This window comes from Klebsiella sp. KTE92, assembly GCF_000398905.1.
Classification (GTDB): domain Bacteria; phylum Pseudomonadota; class Gammaproteobacteria; order Enterobacterales; family Enterobacteriaceae; genus Klebsiella; species Klebsiella variicola.
Map to the genome: position 1 here is coordinate 4,007,442 of NZ_KB976100.1, position 15,695 is coordinate 4,023,136.

Annotated in this window: 16 protein-coding genes; 4 read left to right on the top strand and 12 right to left on the bottom strand. The window is 57.5% G+C overall.

All coding sequences use genetic code 11. The features are described 5' to 3' along the window. From hscA to trmJ, 7 genes are all read right to left on the bottom strand, one after another. Positions 1-1,851, bottom strand: coding sequence for a Fe-S protein assembly chaperone HscA (hscA, locus tag A1WC_RS06780; RefSeq protein WP_016161639.1), 1,851 nt, complete (start codon positions 1,849-1,851; stop codon positions 1-3). A 15-nt stretch (positions 1,852-1,866) separates the two neighbouring features. Beyond that, entirely contained in the window at positions 1,867-2,382 is a 516-nt protein-coding gene (gene hscB / locus A1WC_RS06775) for a co-chaperone HscB (RefSeq protein ID WP_008803792.1), read from the bottom strand. Between the two features lie 74 nt (positions 2,383-2,456). Further along, complete coding sequence (iscA, locus tag A1WC_RS06770; protein ID WP_002913979.1) at positions 2,457-2,780, bottom strand: iron-sulfur cluster assembly protein IscA; 324 nt, start codon at positions 2,778-2,780, stop codon at positions 2,457-2,459. Positions 2,781-2,797: 17 nt separating this feature from the next. Further along, complete coding sequence (gene iscU, locus A1WC_RS06765) at positions 2,798-3,184, bottom strand: Fe-S cluster assembly scaffold IscU (protein ID WP_002913991.1); 387 nt, start codon at positions 3,182-3,184, stop codon at positions 2,798-2,800. A gap of 26 nt (positions 3,185-3,210) precedes the next feature. Then, positions 3,211-4,425: a cysteine desulfurase gene (gene iscS, locus A1WC_RS06760; RefSeq protein ID WP_016161640.1), complete on the bottom strand. Its 1,215-nt coding sequence runs from the start codon at positions 4,423-4,425 to the stop codon at positions 3,211-3,213. A 179-nt stretch (positions 4,426-4,604) separates the two neighbouring features. Next, on the bottom strand, positions 4,605-5,096 hold the full coding sequence (iscR, locus tag A1WC_RS06755; protein ID WP_008803790.1) for a Fe-S cluster assembly transcriptional regulator IscR: 492 nt from the start codon (positions 5,094-5,096) through the stop codon (positions 4,605-4,607). A gap of 252 nt (positions 5,097-5,348) precedes the next feature. Continuing rightward, positions 5,349-6,083 carry a tRNA (cytosine(32)/uridine(32)-2'-O)-methyltransferase TrmJ gene (gene trmJ / locus A1WC_RS06750; protein WP_008803789.1) on the bottom strand — a complete coding sequence of 245 codons (735 nt, stop codon included), beginning with the start codon at positions 6,081-6,083 and terminating at the stop codon, positions 5,349-5,351. Between the two features lie 120 nt (positions 6,084-6,203). Between trmJ and suhB the strand changes: the two genes are divergently transcribed. Further along, positions 6,204-7,007 carry an inositol-1-monophosphatase gene (gene suhB / locus A1WC_RS06745; protein ID WP_008803788.1) on the top strand — a complete coding sequence of 268 codons (804 nt, stop codon included), beginning with the start codon at positions 6,204-6,206 and terminating at the stop codon, positions 7,005-7,007. 46 nt (positions 7,008-7,053) lie between these two features. On the opposite strand, the gene A1WC_RS06740 is transcribed toward suhB, so the two are convergent. The 3 genes from A1WC_RS06740 to A1WC_RS06730 form a co-directional block, all read right to left on the bottom strand. Then, complete coding sequence (locus A1WC_RS06740) at positions 7,054-7,890, bottom strand: hypothetical protein (RefSeq protein WP_016161641.1); 837 nt, start codon at positions 7,888-7,890, stop codon at positions 7,054-7,056. A 99-nt stretch (positions 7,891-7,989) separates the two neighbouring features. Then, a complete protein-coding gene (locus tag A1WC_RS06735) occupies positions 7,990-8,970 on the bottom strand; it encodes a nickel/cobalt transporter (RefSeq protein ID WP_016161642.1) in 981 nt (326 codons plus the stop codon). Beyond that, complete coding sequence (locus A1WC_RS06730; RefSeq protein WP_012967437.1) at positions 8,961-9,599, bottom strand: DUF1007 family protein; 639 nt, start codon at positions 9,597-9,599, stop codon at positions 8,961-8,963. Before A1WC_RS06730 ends, A1WC_RS06735 begins: the two co-directional genes overlap by 10 nt. A 124-nt stretch (positions 9,600-9,723) precedes the next feature. Here A1WC_RS06730 and csiE point away from each other — a divergent pair, with 124 nt between their 5' ends. Continuing rightward, the gene (gene csiE, locus A1WC_RS06725; protein WP_016161643.1) at positions 9,724-11,001 is read left to right on the top strand and encodes a stationary phase inducible protein CsiE; all 1,278 of its coding nucleotides are present in this window, start codon (positions 9,724-9,726) and stop codon (positions 10,999-11,001) included. Here the strand turns inward: csiE and A1WC_RS06720 are convergent. Beyond that, complete coding sequence (locus tag A1WC_RS06720; protein WP_008803783.1) at positions 10,998-12,134, bottom strand: 3-phenylpropionate MFS transporter; 1,137 nt, start codon at positions 12,132-12,134, stop codon at positions 10,998-11,000. The genes csiE and A1WC_RS06720 overlap by 4 nt on opposite strands. Positions 12,135-12,434: 300 nt before the next feature. Here A1WC_RS06720 and A1WC_RS06715 point away from each other — a divergent pair, with 300 nt between their 5' ends. Beyond that, positions 12,435-12,857: a DoxX family protein gene (locus A1WC_RS06715; protein ID WP_012540860.1), complete on the top strand. Its 423-nt coding sequence runs from the start codon at positions 12,435-12,437 to the stop codon at positions 12,855-12,857. Positions 12,858-12,912: 55 nt separating this feature from the next. On the opposite strand, the gene glyA is transcribed toward A1WC_RS06715, so the two are convergent. Continuing rightward, on the bottom strand, positions 12,913-14,166 hold the full coding sequence (glyA, locus tag A1WC_RS06710; RefSeq protein WP_008803781.1) for a serine hydroxymethyltransferase: 1,254 nt from the start codon (positions 14,164-14,166) through the stop codon (positions 12,913-12,915). Between the two features lie 325 nt (positions 14,167-14,491). On the opposite strand from glyA, the gene hmpA reads away from it, so the two are divergent. Further along, positions 14,492-15,682 (top strand): NO-inducible flavohemoprotein, encoded by a 1,191-nt coding sequence (hmpA, locus tag A1WC_RS06705; protein ID WP_008803780.1) that lies wholly within the window; start codon positions 14,492-14,494, stop codon positions 15,680-15,682. Positions 15,683-15,695 lie beyond the last annotated feature (13 nt).

The window sequence follows — 15,695 nt, forward strand, 5'->3', positions numbered from 1 at the left end:
TTAAACCTCGTCCACGGATTGGCCTTTCAGCGCGATACGGACCGACTGATCCATACGGCGGGCGGCGAATTCCTGGGTTTGTGTGTCGATATTTTTAATCGCTTCTTTAATGGCGTCGGCGTCGTCGCCTGCCGCCGCGGCGCGTACCTGCTCCGCAGCGGCATCGATAACCTGACGCTCCGCGGCGCTTAACAGCGCGGCGTCGGCGGCCAGCGCGCTTGTCAGGCTCTCCAGGACGCGGGCGGCTTCCACTTTCTGTTCAGCCAGCATGCGCGCCTGGACATCCTGTTCGGCGTAGCTCATCGAATCTTTAATCATGGTGGCGATTTCGCCATCGGTCAGACCGTAAGACGGTTTCACCTGGATAGAGGCTTCCACGCCGGTCGATTTTTCCATCGCCGTGACGCTCAGCAGACCGTCGGCATCGACCTGGAAGGTGACGCGAATATGCGCCCCGCCTGCCGGCAGGGCCGGGATCCCACGCAGCGCAAAACGCGCCAGCGAGCGGCAATCCTGCACCAGCTCACGCTCGCCCTGCATCACATGAATGGACATCGCCGTCTGACCATCTTTGAAGGTGGTAAACTCCTGCGCGCGGGCCACCGGAATGGTGGTATTACGCGGGATCACTTTCTCCACCAGGCCGCCCATGGTCTCCAGCCCTAACGACAGCGGGATAACGTCGAGCAGCAGCAGTTCGCTGTCCGGCTTGTTGCCGACCAGAATATCCGCCTGAATCGCCGCGCCGATGGCGACGACTTTGTCCGGGTCGATGGAGGTCAGCGGGGTGCGGCCAAAGAATTCGCCAACGCGTTCGCGCACCAGCGGCACGCGAGTGGAACCGCCGACCATCACCACTTCCAGCACCTCTTGCGCCTCAACGCCGGCGTCTTTCAGCGCGCGACGGCAGGCCAGTAAAGTGCGTTTTACCAGCGGGGCAATCAGATCGTTAAACTGGCTGCGGGTGATATCGCCCTGCCAGCCGCCGACCTCGACGTGCGCTGCCTCGGCATCGCTGAGGGCGATTTTCGCCGCGATGGCGGCATCCAGCAGCTCACGCTGCAGGCGGTTATCGCTGCGGTCGCTGAAGCCCGCCTGCTCGCGCAGATAGTCGGCCAGCAGATGGTCGAAATCATCGCCGCCGAGCGCCGAGTCACCACCGGTCGCCAGCACTTCAAACACCCCGCGGCTTAAGCGCAGAATGGAAATATCAAAGGTGCCGCCGCCGAGATCGTAGACCGCAATTACCCCTTCCTGACCGGAATCGAGGCCGTAGGCGATAGCCGCCGCGGTCGGCTCATTGAGCAGGCGCAGCACGTGCAGCCCCGCCAGACGCGCCGCGTCTTTGGTCCCCTGACGCTGAGCGTCGTCGAAATAAGCGGGAACGGTGATCACCACGCCGTCGAGTTCGCCAGCCAGCGCTTCGGTTGCCCGGGCAGCCAGCGCTTTCAGGATGTCGGCGGAGACGCGAATCGGGTTCAGCAGGCCGCCGGCGGTCTGGATCATCGGCAGGCCGTTTTCACTGGCCTGCAGCTGATACGGCAGATGCGGGTAGCGGTTTTGAATATCGGCGAGGGAGCGCCCCATCATTCGCTTCACCGAGCTGATGGTATTGGCAGGATCCTGGGCGGCGTTAAGCCGGGCATCATAGCCGACGGTCAGCCCCGAAGCGTGGTAGTTCACCACCGACGGCAGCAGATAGCGGCCTTGATGGTCGGGCAAGGTTTCGGCCTGGCCGCTACGCACGGTAGCCACCAGAGAATTGGTGGTGCCCAGGTCGATACCGGCCGCCAGACGACGCTGGTGCGGCGCGGCGCTCAGGCCGGGCTCACTAATTTGTAATAAGGCCATAATTGCTTCCGAAAATTAAAAATCGAGCAGTTTTTCTTCGAGTTCTTCAGCACTGCTGCGCAGTTTATCAAGAAAACGGAGCTTACGTACCGTATCCGCCGCCGCCTCCCAGCTCTCATTATGCAATTGGTCAACCATCAGTTGATGGCGGGTATCAAACAGCGCTTTCACTCGTTTGATAAAGGCTTCCAGCCGCGCATCGTCTTTCGCCTTACCGATCTCGTCGAGCTCTTCGCGTAGCTCCAGCTGTTCCATCAGGAATGCGGTATCGCGAACGGTATGCTGCTCGCTGGCCAGATCGAAGCCATGAAGCGAGAGGAGGTATTCCGCCCGGGTCAACGGATGGCGCAGCGTCTGCCAGGCCTGGTTTATGGTCGCGGAATGCTGAACCGCCGCAAGCTGTTCCGCAGCAGGCGCGCTGGCAAATTTATCCGGATGGTACTGGCGCTGCAGATCCTGATACCGGACAGCCAGTTGTTCAAGCGAGAGGGTATAGCTGGCTGGTAACCCGAAGAGGGTGAAATAGTCCATAGTAACCTCAGGGTCATGCATCTAAATGAAAACCCCACGCGCGGCGTAACCGCGGTGGGGTTGGGGATGACCGATTATACGTTAAAGCTTTCGCCGCAGCCGCACTCGTCTTTGACGTTAGGGTTGGTGAACTTGAACCCTTCGTTGAGACCTTCTTTGACGAAGTCCAGCTGAGTGCCGTCGAGGAATTGCAGACTTTTGCCGTCGATCACGACCTTCACGCCTTTGTCTTCAAACACGGTGTCTTCTGCCGCCGGCTCGTCAACAAACTCCAGTACATAGGCCATACCCGAGCAGCCGGAGGTTCTCACGCCCAGGCGCAGGCCAAACCCTTTACCGCGGTTCGCCAGAAAGGCATTGACTCGCGCTGCAGCACTGTCGCTAAGAGTAATCGACATAACAAAACCTCAACTAATTATTTTGCTTCACGTTTGCTTTTGTAATCCGCAATCGCGGCTTTAATCGCGTCTTCCGCCAGAATAGAGCAGTGAATTTTCACCGGCGGCAGTTCCAGTTCATCGGCGATATCAGTGTTCTTGATCGCCTGCGCTTCGTCCAGGGATTTGCCCTTCACCCACTCGGTAACCAGGGAGCTGGAAGCGATGGCGGAACCGCAGCCGTAGGTTTTGAAGCGCGCGTCTTCAATGATACCTTCATTGTTGACTTTAATCTGCAACTTCATCACGTCGCCGCAGGCCGGCGCGCCGACCATACCGCTGCCGACGTTCTCGTCACTGTTGTCAAAAGAGCCGACGTTGCGCGGATTCTCGTAATGATCGATAACTTTTTCGCTGTATGCCATGTTGAATTCTCCTTATCGGTGCCGAATTAGTGATGTGACCATTCAATACTGTTCAAATCCACGCCCTGCTTAAACATTTCCCACAGCGGAGAAAGATCGCGCAGACGGCCGATGGAGTTACGAACCAGTTTGATGGTGTAGTCAATCTCTTCTTCGGTAGTGAAACGACCTAAAGAGAAACGAATAGAGCTGTGCGCCAGTTCATCAGTCATACCTAACGCGCGCAGCACGTAGGATGGCTCAAGGCTCGCGGAAGTACAGGCTGAACCGGAGGAAACCGCCAGGTCTTTCAGCGCCATAATCAGCGACTCACCTTCAACGTAGTTGAAGCTGACGTTAAGAATGTTCGGCGCGCCCTGCTCGAGGTCGCCGTTGAGATAAACTTCTTCCATATCCTTCACGCCGTTCCACAGACGGTTGCGCAGCGTGCGCAGACGCGCCATTTCGCTTTCCATCTCTTCTTTGGCGATACGGTAAGCTTCACCCATGCCGACGATCTGGTGAACAGGCAAAGTACCAGAACGCATACCGCGCTCGTGGCCACCGCCGTGCATCTGAGCTTCGATACGGATACGCGGTTTACGGCGAACGTACAGCGCGCCAATGCCTTTCGGACCATAGATTTTATGGCCGGAGAAGGACATCAGGTCCACCTTCAGCTGGCTCAGATCGATAGGCAGCTTGCCCACGCTCTGGGTGGCGTCTACGTGGTAAATGATACCGCGGGCGCGACACATCTCGCCGATGGTAGCGATATCCTGCACCACGCCGATTTCGTTATTCACATGCATGATGGAAACCAGGATGGTGTCGTCACGCATCGCCGTTTCCAGCTCTTTGAGATCGATAATCCCGTTGCGCTGCGGCGCCAGGTAGGTCACCTCGAAGCCTTCACGCTCCAGCTGACGGCAGGTATCCAGAACCGCTTTATGCTCGGTTTTGCTGGTGATGATGTGCTTACCTTTTTTCTGATAAAAGTTGGCTGCACCCTTGATCGCCAGGTTGTCGGATTCAGTCGCACCAGAGGTAAAGACGATTTCGCGCGGGTCGGCACCGACCAGCTCGGCAATCTGATTGCGGGCGATATCAACCGCCTCTTCAGCCTGCCAGCCAAAACGGTGGGAACGGGAGGCCGGGTTACCAAAGGTCCCGTCCATGGTCAGGAACTGCATCATTTTCTCGGCAACACGCGGGTCCACCGGCGTGGTTGCGGAGTAATCGAGATAAATCGGTAATTTCATTGCTCTTAAACTCCGTACATCACTCAATGCAAGGAATCAGGCAACCGGCTTGATGTACGACCGAGTACACGGAATGCTGGCGCATCCCGGCCTGATTCTGAAAGCTCTTTATAATCGTTGTCCCGACCGTTTCGCGCTGCCTCGCCCTGTCAGCCGCAGTCCGAAACGGGACGGGTCACTCAGGCGCGCAGCTTAACGTTGATCGCGTCCTGGGTGCGCGCATTGCGCTGGGTTTCGTGCTGATGCTGACGGCCGGACACATCAAGGATCTCCTGGTTATTCACCAGTTCACCCAGGGTGATATTGTTCAGGAAGCCGGTCAGGCGTTCGCTCAAATCGCGCCACAGCGCGTGAGTCAGGCACTTATCGCCGCCCTGACAGCCGCCTTTGCCCTGGCAACGGGTCGCGTCAACGGATTCGTCTACCGCGCTGATCACTTCGCCGACGGCGATGCTGCTGGCATCTTTACCTAACAGATAACCACCGCCTGGACCACGAACGCTGGAAACCAGGCCATTTTTACGCAGGCGAGAGAACAGCTGTTCCAGATAGGAAAGCGAAATTCCCTGACGCTCTGAAATATCTGCCAACGGCACCGGGCCCGTTTCAGAGTTGAGCGCAACGTCAAGCATCGCGGTCACGGCATAACGCCCTTTAGATGTCAGTCTCATGTCTTACTTAACCTCAAACTCGCCCCTGGCCGGGCTTTTTATTAATATGGGTATTGCATAGCAGGGCCAAGTCTGACATTCCCGAGTAATTTGGTCAACTATTTACTTGACTGTTTTAGTCAGGTATTTGGCTTTCCGTGCCGTTATTAATTTCGAGCCGCTCCCGGGGTCGGCCAAAGGCCTCGCCCGGGCTACAACAGAGATGTAGATTCGTAGGCCGGATAAGCGAAGCGCCATCCGGCGTTAACGCGCTTACTTACCTTTATTCTGCTGCTCAATAGACGCCAGCATGCCGCGCAGAATGTTCAGCTCCTGACTTTCCGGACGCGCGCGGGTGAACAGACGACGCAGCTTGTTCATCACCTGCCCCGGATGATTCGGGCGGATGAAGCCCGTCGCCAGCAGCGTCTGCTCAAGATGGCCGTAGAAACGCTCCAGATCGTCCACCAGCGGGTACGGCGCCTCTTCATGGTCAACCGCAGGCTGCGCCTGCTCCTGCGTCGCCAGCCAGGCCATCCGCACTTCATAAGCGATAACCTGCACCGCCATCGCCAGGTTCAACGAGCTGTACTCCGGGTTCGCGGCGATCGCCACGTGGTAGTGGCACTTCTGCAGCTCTTCGTTGGTCAGGCCAACGCGTTCGCGGCCAAAGACCAGCGCCACCGGCGCATGCTGCCCCTCGGCGACGCTTTTCAGGCCGCATTCGCGCGGATCGAGCATTGGCCACGGCAGTGTGCGGGAGCGCGCGCTGGTACCCACCACCAGGCTGCAGCCCGCCAGGGCTTCATCAAGGGTATCGACGATCTGCGCGTTACCGATCACATCGCTGGCGCCCGCGGCGAGGGCTATCGCCTGTGAGTCGGGTTTGACCAGTGGGTTGACCAGCCACAGGTTAGTTAAGCCCATGGTTTTCATCGCGCGGGCTACAGAGCCCATATTGCCGGTGTGGGAGGTTTCTACCAGTACGATTCGAATATTTTGCAGCATTATGGTTCTTCGGCTAAAGATTATTCGGGCATGCTACCATAAAACGGAGACATAAGCAGATTTCGCTGTTATTATATGCGCCGTTTTTTCCCGTTCTTTAACATCCAGTGAGAGAGACCGATGCATCCGATGCTGAACATCGCCGTGCGCGCCGCGCGCAAGGCGGGTAATTTAATTGCCAAGCACTACGAAACGCCAGACACCGTAGAAACCAGCCAGAAAGGCAGCAATGATTTTGTGACCAACGTCGATAAAGCCGCTGAAGCGATTATTATCGAAACTATTCGCAAATCTTACCCGCAGCACACCATTATCACCGAAGAAAGCGGTGAACACGCTGGTGAAGAGCAGGATGTTCAATGGGTTATCGATCCACTGGATGGCACCACCAACTTCGTTAAACGTCTGCCCCACTTCTCTGTTTCCATCGCCGTACGCATCAAAGGTCGTACTGAAGTCGCGGTGGTTTACGATCCGATGCGTAACGAACTGTTTACCGCGACCCGCGGCCAGGGCGCGCAGCTGAACGGCTATCGTCTGCGTGGCAGCAACGCTCGCGACCTCGACGGCACCATCATCGCGACCGGCTTCCCGTTCAAAGCGAAGCAGCACGCCACCACTTACATGAATATTCTCGGCAACATGTTTACCGAATGTGCCGACTTCCGTCGCACCGGCTCTGCCGCGCTGGATCTGGCCTATGTAGCCGCCGGCCGCGTTGACGGTTACTTTGAGATCGCCCTGAAGCCTTGGGATTTCGCCGCAGGCGAGCTGATCGCCCGTGAAGCTGGCGCGATTGTCTGCGACTTCACCGGTGGCCATAACTACCTGCTGACGGGCAACATCGTTGCCGGTAACCCGCGCGTGGTGAAAGCGATGCTGGCGAATATGCGTGAGCAACTGAGCGATGCGCTGAAGCGTTAATCTCTTACAGATGTCAAAAAGGAAGCCGCGGCTTCCTTTTTTTATGTCATTTTATCATGTTGAGGATCTGGCGAATCACCGCATTGCCGCCGATGCACAGTACCGTCAGGCCGCTAAACAAGGCCAGCGGCCCGCGCCAGCGCAGGCAGCCCTGCGGTCCCAGCCAGCGCCGGAAACACAACGCTATTCCTACTGTCGCCAGGCGGGCTAACAGCACGCCGACCATCGCCGGAACCAGCAGCAGCCATCCCCACAGCGGCAACTCGAACTGCTGCGCACTGAGTAAAATCCATACCAGCTGAAACGGCAGATAAAAGCTCAGGGCAAAGATCAGCGGAATGCGAATATTGCTTGCCGGTGCGGAAACGCCTTGAAAGTCTCGCCAGCTATCGCGCAGCAGTATCCCAGCCAGCACCAGCGTGGCCAGATAGCAGACGTCGTTAAAGATGCCCACGAACTGCATCAGCCGATAGCTGGTCAGCTTCCCCATGAAAGCAAAACGCCAGAAAATGATCACCAGGAAACCGAACTGCAATACCCAGCTGCGCAGGATCCAATCGACCATCTCCCGTAGCGAAGGCTGATTATGCACAGCCCAGGCAACAATGGGCAGTTTACTGTGCCCGGGGTGGCAAAAAGCCATGACGAAACCCGACAGCGTTAAGGTGGCGTAGGCCACCAGCGGGATATCCCCGATACGCGACACCCCGAATCCCATGACATACGACATGGCGTGGTAGACGCGCACCAGATCTGACGGCCACCAGCTGGCCAGCGCCGGAAACCAGTAGACGATCGCCAGGCCCGCCAGCAGCCCGGCGGCACCGGCGCAGCCATAATAAAACCGCCCGCTCGGTGCGGAAGAAACGATATTTGCGGCCATAGCGACTCCTTGTCATCCGCCGAAAAGCGGAAAACTAGAGCATCGCTTCGCCAGCGGCAAGCACAGGCGCCCACTTTCGGATTTGCGCCCGGCGTCTGACTAAAACGGGCGGATCCCACCGCCGGCCGGGACCGCGGTGAACCACATCACTCCTGCCGCCGCCAGCAAAATCACGCCGCCGGCCAGCGCCAGCGTCAGCCAGCCCACCTGACGCCACAGCGGCGGCGCCTGATGCTGACCCAACTTCACCGCCAGCTGGCGAAAACTGTGCACCAGCAGCGCCAGCGCCGTGATGGTCAACGAGGTTCCCGCCGCCATCGCCAGCGCCGCCGCCATTCCCCAACTGAACACCCCGATCACCTTGCTGAACAGCAGCACCATGATCGCTCCCGAGCAGGGGCGCATGCCCATCGACAGGACGATCGCGGCGCGTGCCCGCCAGTCGTCGCCGCTCTGAAGCTGATCCGACGCCGGGAGATGCTGATGCCCGCAGCCGCAATGCTCGTGATGAACATGATGTGGGGTAAAAGCGGTAAACGTTGGCCGGCTCAGCAGCAGACGCAGCTTTTTTAACGCCCGCCAGCACAGCAGCAAGCCTAATGCGCCCACCAGCAGATAGCTGCCCTTCTCCAGCCAGAAACTGCTGAGATGCAGCTGGCGCGCCGGCAGCTGCAGCAGCGCCAGCACCACGACCACCAGCGCGATGGCCACCAGCCCCTGTAATAAAGAGGCGGCCAGCGTCAGGTTAATGCTTGATTTCAGCTTCGAGGGATGGGTGGCGAGCCAGGTAGTAATGACAATTTTGCCATGGCCGGGCCCTAAGGCATGCACTACACCATAAACGAAACTGAACCCGAGCAGCGACAGGCCCGCCGCTGCCGGGTTCTCCGCCACCGCCTGCAGCAGGCGGCTGAGTTCCAGATTCAACGAGCGCTGCCAGACCGCGCTCTGCATCAGCACCTGCGGCCACACCCGCCATAGCCAAATGCCGCCGATGATGCTCACAGCCAGCAACAGCGCCAGCGGCCACAGCGCTTTCCAGCGCGAGGATCGCGCGCGGGGGGTGAAAATTACTGACATGTCAGGGTCACCTTCTGGGCAAAATAGCTGCCCAGCGCCATATCCTCCGGCGGCGCATCCGCTTTATCCAGCGACTGAGCGTACGAGAGCATTTTGTCGTTCGGTTTTGGCGTCATCACCGTTGCCTTACAGGCGGCCCGCAGCGCGGCGGGCAGGGAAAAATCGCTATCCTTGTCATAAAACATGTCGACGTAGTAGGTCGGGTCGAAGGTGGAAAAGGTAAACGTCTGCCCGGCAACGGGTTGCGGCGTCGCCAGCGGCAGCGTAAAGGTCAGTACCGCCTGCAGTCCGTCACGCTCGAGGCCATAGCCGTCGGGACGATTTTCAAATTTCACCCGCTGGCCGTTGTGCCACAGCTCGCTGAAATAGTGCTGGCCGAGTACGTTGGCCATCACCTCCGCCGCCAGCTTTTTCCATACTTCGCTGCCCGGTTTGGCGTTACCGGCGTCATAGAGCAGATCCGATGAGGTAATTTCATCCATGGTCCAGCGCATTTTAAACCCGCTCAGCAGACCGTCTTTAACCACCGGCTCGCTCTGCAAACTAATGAAGCTATGCGGATGCGCGGCGGCTGAAAATGATAAAACCATGAAAAACGCCGCGCTGGTGCATTGTTTCACTCTGTTCATCTGTTCCTCACGTGAAAAATTCTGTGAACTTCACCAGCAATCCTGAGCTAAAGCGGGCGTTTCGCCCTGCCCCCGCCTCTGCCATTGTCTATTCTTAGCGAAAACCCTAACTGGAACTTACCAGATGATGACCGTCATTGAACCACCATCTGCGCTTTCCAGTCCACAGCGCCGTAGCCAGGTGCTCCTGATGTTTTATCTGCCCGGACAGTCGGTGACGACTGAACGGCTTGGCAGGATCAACCTCGTTGATGAGACCACGGCCCGGCAGGATATTGAGGAGACCGGACGCGAAATTCAGCGTTACCACCGTTTGACCCTCCGGTCAGAGGTGGACGGCAGCTATCGGATTGAAGGCGCCGCGCTCGACCAACGTTTATGTCTGCTGCATGCGCTGCGGCGGGGGCTACGCCTCTGCCCGCAGTTCGTCAATCATCATTTTACCCCGGCCCTGAAAACGCAGCTTAAACATGAAGGCATTGCCCGTACCTTATACGATGATACCAATCTGCAGGCGCTGGTGAACCGCTGCGCGCGGGCGCTCAATCGCCAGTTTGACTGCCGCGACGTGCAGTTTCTGCGCTTATATCTGCAGTACTGTCTGCTTGAGCATCACCGGGGATACTCTCCGGACTTCAATGATGAACAGCAGCGTTGGGCCCAGACCGCCGCCGAGTTTACCCTGGCGCAGGAGATTGTCCGCCACTGGCAGCGCCGGGTCGGCGCTCCGCCGCATGTTGGAGAGCCCTTCTTCCTCTCGCTACTGTTTATGTTGCTCAAAACCCCCGACCCGGTCCGCGACGGTCACCCGCACGATCGCCGCCTGCGACTGGCTATCTCCGGCCTGATCCATCGCTTCCAGGTCCTCGCCGGCAGGGCTTTCAGTGATGAGCAGGGGCTCAGCGATCAACTCTATATTCATTTATCGCAGGCGTTGATCCGCAGCGTGTTTGCCATCGGCATCGACAGCACGCTCACGGAGGAAGTGAGCCGGCTCTATCCTCGCTTACTGCGTACCACCCAGGCGGCATTGAGCGAATTCGAGGAAGCCTGGCACATCCGTTTTAATGAGGAAGAGACTGGCTTAATCGCGGTGATCTTTGGCGCCTGGCTGATGCAGAAAAGCGACCTGCACGAAAAACAGGTGCTGTTGCTAACCGATGACAACCCGGCTATAGAAGAGGCTCTGGAACAGCAGCTGCGCGAACTCACGCTGCTGCCGCTGAATATCAAATACCAGACCGTAGAGCGCTTTCAGAAGGAAGGCGCGCCCAAAGGGGTGACGCTTATCGTCACCCCTTATGCGACGGCGCTACCGCTGTTTTCGCCGCCGCTGATCCACGCGGAAAACTGCTTCACTGAACGCCAACAGCAGCATATCTGCGCGATGCTTGAGGACTAGGCCGCCACCGCTTTTGGCCGGATAATCAGCGCCGGGATCGTCAGCAGGGCCATTACCCAGAACACGCCCTGGTGCAGGTGCTGATAGAGGAAACCGGCGAAGACGGTCATGATGGCAATACTCCCGCCCATCGCCACCGCGGAGTAGACGGCCTGCAAGCGGATCACTTCGCTGCCCTGACGGGCGGCGATATAGCGCATCGCCGCCAGATGACACACCGTGAAGGTGCCGCAGTGAAGGATCTGCGCAAGGAGGAGTCCCGGCAGCGCCGTGGTCCAGCCCATCAGTCCCCAGCGAATCAGCCCGCAGACGGCGGAGAGCAGCAGCAGGTCGCGTGCGCTGAAGCGGCGGAACACCTTTTTACTCAACGCGAAGATCACCACTTCCGCCACCACGCCTAACGACCACAGATAACCGACCGCCGAGGCAGAATAGCCGGCCTGCTGCCAGTAGATGGCGCTAAAGCCGTAGTAGGCGGCGTGCGCCCCCTGTAGCAAACAGACGCAGGCGAGAAAGCGCCAGCTCTGGCGTACCAGCGTCAGCCAGGCCGTCAGTCCTGCTCCCTGCTGCTGGCGCGACTCCCCGTGGGGCATCACCGACGGCTTAAGCAGCATACCCAGCAGCATCGAGGCGACACCCAGGCTTAACATCAGCAGGATCGCCCGATAATCAAACAGGCTGACCAGCTTGCCGGTCAGCGCCGAACCGATGACAAAGGCAATGGAGCCCCATAGCCGCACCCGGCCATAGTCCATGGTGATCTGCTTTTGCCAGGTATTGGCCAGGGCATCCGTCAGCGGCACCAGCGGCGAAAAGAACAGGTTGAAGCCGATAATGACCGCCAGCAGCCATGCCACGTGACTGCCGACCCAGAAGGCCAGCGCGAAAAGTAAGGTTAACAGGGCCAGCACGCGCAACGCGGCAATGAGCCGGGAGGGATCGCTGACCCGCGGGGCAATCAGCAGGCTCCCAAGAAAACGGGCCACCAGGCCAGCGCCAAGCAACAGGCCGATGGTTTCCGGAGTCAGCCCGTTTCCGGCCAGCCAGACGCTCCAGAAGGGCAGAAAAATACCGTAGCTAAAAAAGTAGGTGAAATAACTGAGCGCCAGCCAGCGCGTGGAGTGCAAGACCATGATTTCCTCCCGAATGGTGGCGATAGTCTGGCGACAAACCCCATCTTGAGTAAACCGGTGTCTCACTCTCTATATGGAAGTTGAGTACATTTGTCTTTAAATCGTGACACACATCACAGAGCGAGCACCATCCCATCGCCGGTTGTATTAAATAAAATCCGATAACCGGGCATCAAAGTGCGAGCAACCCCGCAGCCAAATCCTGATGAAACGAAGCGCAACATTATTATTTTCTCTCCATGGCGGCGGGCAAATTTGTGTATTACGTTTAGATCACACTTCTCTCATAACGAGCTGATTATGAACACACTCCGCTATTTTGATTTTGGCGCTTCCCGCTCCTTGCTGCTGCTCATCGCCCGCATCGCCGTGGTGGTCCTGTTTATCCTTTTTGGTTATCCGAAACTGTTAGGCTTTGGCGGTACGGTGCAGTACATGGCCGCCTCCGGCGCGCCGATGCCGACGCTGGCGGCGATTATCGCTGTGATAATGGAGGTCCCTGCGGCGATCTTAATTGTGTTGGGCTTTTTCACCCGCCCGCTGGCGGTCATCTTTATTTTTTATACGCTGGGTACGGCGGTGATTGGCCATCATTACTGGGATATGACCGGCGATGCGGTATTGCCGAACATGATTAATTTCTGGAAAAACGTCAGTATTGCTGGCGCTTTTCTGCTGTTGGCGATTACCGGCCCCGGCGCGATTTCGCTCGACCGCCGCTAATCGGCAGACACAAAAAAGGCCGCAATCGCGGCCTTTTTTATTGCAACGTTAACGCTTACGCATAAACCGGGAAGCGGGCGCAGATATCCAGCACTTTGCCTTTCACACGTTCAATGACCGCTTCATCATTGATATTGTCCAGCACGTCACACATCCAGCCAGCCAGCTCTTTGACTTCCGCTTCTTTAAAGCCGCGGCGAGTCACAGCCGGAGAACCGATACGGATACCGGAAGTCACGAACGGGCTCTTCGGATCGTTCGGCACGCTGTTTTTGTTCACGGTGATGTTGGCGCGGCCCAGGGCGGCGTCAGCTTCTTTACCGGTCAGGTTTTTATCCACCAGATCCAGCAGGAACAGGTGGTTCTCAGTCCCGCCAGAAACCACTTTGTAGCCGCGGTTCAGGAACACTTCCACCATTGCTTTGGCGTTTTTCGCAACCTGCTGCTGGTAAACTTTAAACTCTGGCTCCATCGCTTCTTTCAGCGCCACCGCTTTCGCCGCGATAACGTGCATCAGCGGGCCGCCCTGCGCGCTTGGGAACACGGCAGAGTTCAGTTTTTTGTACAGCTCTTCGCTACCGCCTTTCGCCAGGATCAGGCCGCCGCGCGGACCCGCCAGGGTTTTGTGGGTGGTGGTGGTCACAACGTGAGCATGCGGAACCGGGTTCGGATACACACCCGCGGCAATCAGGCCAGCCACGTGCGCCATATCGACGAACAGGTAAGCGCCGATGCTGTCGGCGATTTCACGCATTTTCGCCCAGTCAACGATACCGGAGTAAGCGGAGAAACCACCGATGATCATCTTCGGTTTGTGTTCCTGAGCCTGCTTCGCCATGTCGTCATAGTCAATTTTACCGGACTCATCAATACCGTAAGGGATGATGTTGTACAGTTTGCCGGAGAAGTTCACCGGAGAGCCGTGAGTCAGGTGGCCGCCCTGCGCCAGGTTCATACCGAGCACGGTATCGCCCGGCTGCAGCAGCGCGGTGTAGACCGCAAAGTTAGCCTGAGAGCCGGAGTGCGGCTGGACGTTAGCATAGTCAGCGCCGAACAGTTCTTTCGCGCGGTCGATAGCCAGTTGCTCAACCACGTCGACATATTCACAGCCGCCGTAGTAACGCTTGCCCGGATACCCTTCAGCATATTTGTTGGTCAGCTGAGAGCCCTGCGCCTGCATGACGCGCGGACTGGTGTAGTTTTCGGAGGCGATCAGTTCGATGTGCTCTTCCTGACGTACTTTTTCCTGCTCCATAGCCTGCCACAGTTCGGCATCATAATCGGCAATGTTCATTTCACGCTTTAACATCCGCATCTCCTGACTCAGCTAACAATAAAATTTCGGCCTAAAAAGGCGGTCCGATTGGACAACGGCCCACAGTATAACCTAATCATTCTGTGATAACAGGTCTTGACAAAGGATTTTACGCAAACGATTGGCTCCGCATGACACAAGGCTTTGAGCAATAACGTCTCTCTCATTATCAACGGATTTCTTTTCAGGTTTGTGATGCAAATTCTTCATGTTGTAACGGCATCGGGGTTAAGTGTTAAAGAACCATTTACATAGCAGGGTTATTTCTATAAGATGCATTTAAAATACATCAATAAGATAACACACAAGGAAGCACGCTATGCTCGACGCTCAAACCATCGCCACGGTCAAAGCCACCATCCCCCTGCTGGTAGAGACCGGCCCAAAGCTTACCGCCCATTTCTACGATCGTATGTTCGCGCATAATCCGGAGCTCAAAGAGATTTTCAACATGAGCAACCAGCGCAACGGCGATCAGCGCGAAGCGTTATTCAACGCCATTGCCGCCTACGCCAGCAATATCGATAACCTGCCCGCCCTGCTGCCGGCGGTGGAAAAAATCGCCCAGAAACACACCAGCTTCCAGATCAAACCGGAGCAGTACAACATCGTTGGCAGCCATCTGCTGGCGACCCTCGATGAAATGTTCAGCCCGGGTCAGGAAGTGCTTGATGCCTGGGGAAAAGCTTACGGCGTGCTGGCGAACGTCTTTATCGGCCGCGAAGCAGAAATTTATCAGCAAAACGCCAGTAAAACCGGCGGCTGGGAAGGGACCCGCGCGTTCCGCATCGTGAAGAAAACCCCGCGCAGCCAGCTTATCACCAGCTTTGAGCTCGAACCGGTTGATGGCCAGCCGGTCGCCGATTACCAGCCTGGCCAGTACCTGGCCATCTGGCTGAAACCGGAAGGCTTCGAATATCAGGAAATCCGCCAGTACTCCCTGACCCGCAAAGCGGACGGCAAAGGCTACCGCATTGCGGTAAAACGTGAGGACGGCGGTCAGGTTTCCAGCTGGCTGCATAACCATGCCAGCGAAGGCGATGTGGTCTATTTAGCCGCCCCGGCGGGTGACTTCTTCCTTAACGTTGAACCACAGACGCCGGTCACCCTGCTCTCCGGGGGCGTCGGGCAAACGCCGATGCTGGCGATGCTGGATGCGCTGGCGAAGAGCGGTCATCAGGGTCAGGTGAACTGGTTCCATGCGGCGGAAAATGGCGACGTTCACGCCTTTGCCGATGAAGTGAGTGCGCTTGGCGCGGCGCTGCCGGCGTTTACCTCTCACGTGTGGTATCGCAACCCGAGCGAAGCCGACCGTCAGACTGGACGTTTTGATAGCGAAGGTTTGATGGATTTAGCGGCAGTGGCGGACAATATTCGCGCCCCGCAGATGCAGTTCTATCTCTGCGGCCCGGTAGCGTTTATGCAGTTTGCAGCGAAGCAGCTGGTAGAATTAGGGGTTAATAAAGACAACATTCATTACGAATGTTTCGGCCCGCATAAGGTCCTGTAAGCCCCGACGACGC

Coding starts and splice junctions, on each gene's coding strand:
- hscA (WP_016161639.1), bottom strand. CDS start 1,851: ATGGCCTTATTACAAATTAGTGAGCCCGGCCTGAGCGCCGCGCCGCAC.
- hscB (WP_008803792.1), bottom strand. CDS start 2,382: ATGGACTATTTCACCCTCTTCGGGTTACCAGCCAGCTATACCCTCTCG.
- iscA (WP_002913979.1), bottom strand. CDS start 2,780: ATGTCGATTACTCTTAGCGACAGTGCTGCAGCGCGAGTCAATGCCTTT.
- iscU (WP_002913991.1), bottom strand. CDS start 3,184: ATGGCATACAGCGAAAAAGTTATCGATCATTACGAGAATCCGCGCAAC.
- iscS (WP_016161640.1), bottom strand. CDS start 4,425: ATGAAATTACCGATTTATCTCGATTACTCCGCAACCACGCCGGTGGAC.
- iscR (WP_008803790.1), bottom strand. CDS start 5,096: ATGAGACTGACATCTAAAGGGCGTTATGCCGTGACCGCGATGCTTGAC.
- trmJ (WP_008803789.1), bottom strand. CDS start 6,083: ATGCTGCAAAATATTCGAATCGTACTGGTAGAAACCTCCCACACCGGC.
- suhB (WP_008803788.1), top strand. CDS start 6,204: ATGCATCCGATGCTGAACATCGCCGTGCGCGCCGCGCGCAAGGCGGGT.
- A1WC_RS06740 (WP_016161641.1), bottom strand. CDS start 7,890: ATGGCCGCAAATATCGTTTCTTCCGCACCGAGCGGGCGGTTTTATTAT.
- A1WC_RS06735 (WP_016161642.1), bottom strand. CDS start 8,970: ATGTCAGTAATTTTCACCCCCCGCGCGCGATCCTCGCGCTGGAAAGCG.
- A1WC_RS06730 (WP_012967437.1), bottom strand. CDS start 9,599: ATGAACAGAGTGAAACAATGCACCAGCGCGGCGTTTTTCATGGTTTTA.
- csiE (WP_016161643.1), top strand. CDS start 9,724: ATGATGACCGTCATTGAACCACCATCTGCGCTTTCCAGTCCACAGCGC.
- A1WC_RS06720 (WP_008803783.1), bottom strand. CDS start 12,134: ATGGTCTTGCACTCCACGCGCTGGCTGGCGCTCAGTTATTTCACCTAC.
- A1WC_RS06715 (WP_012540860.1), top strand. CDS start 12,435: ATGAACACACTCCGCTATTTTGATTTTGGCGCTTCCCGCTCCTTGCTG.
- glyA (WP_008803781.1), bottom strand. CDS start 14,166: ATGTTAAAGCGTGAAATGAACATTGCCGATTATGATGCCGAACTGTGG.
- hmpA (WP_008803780.1), top strand. CDS start 14,492: ATGCTCGACGCTCAAACCATCGCCACGGTCAAAGCCACCATCCCCCTG.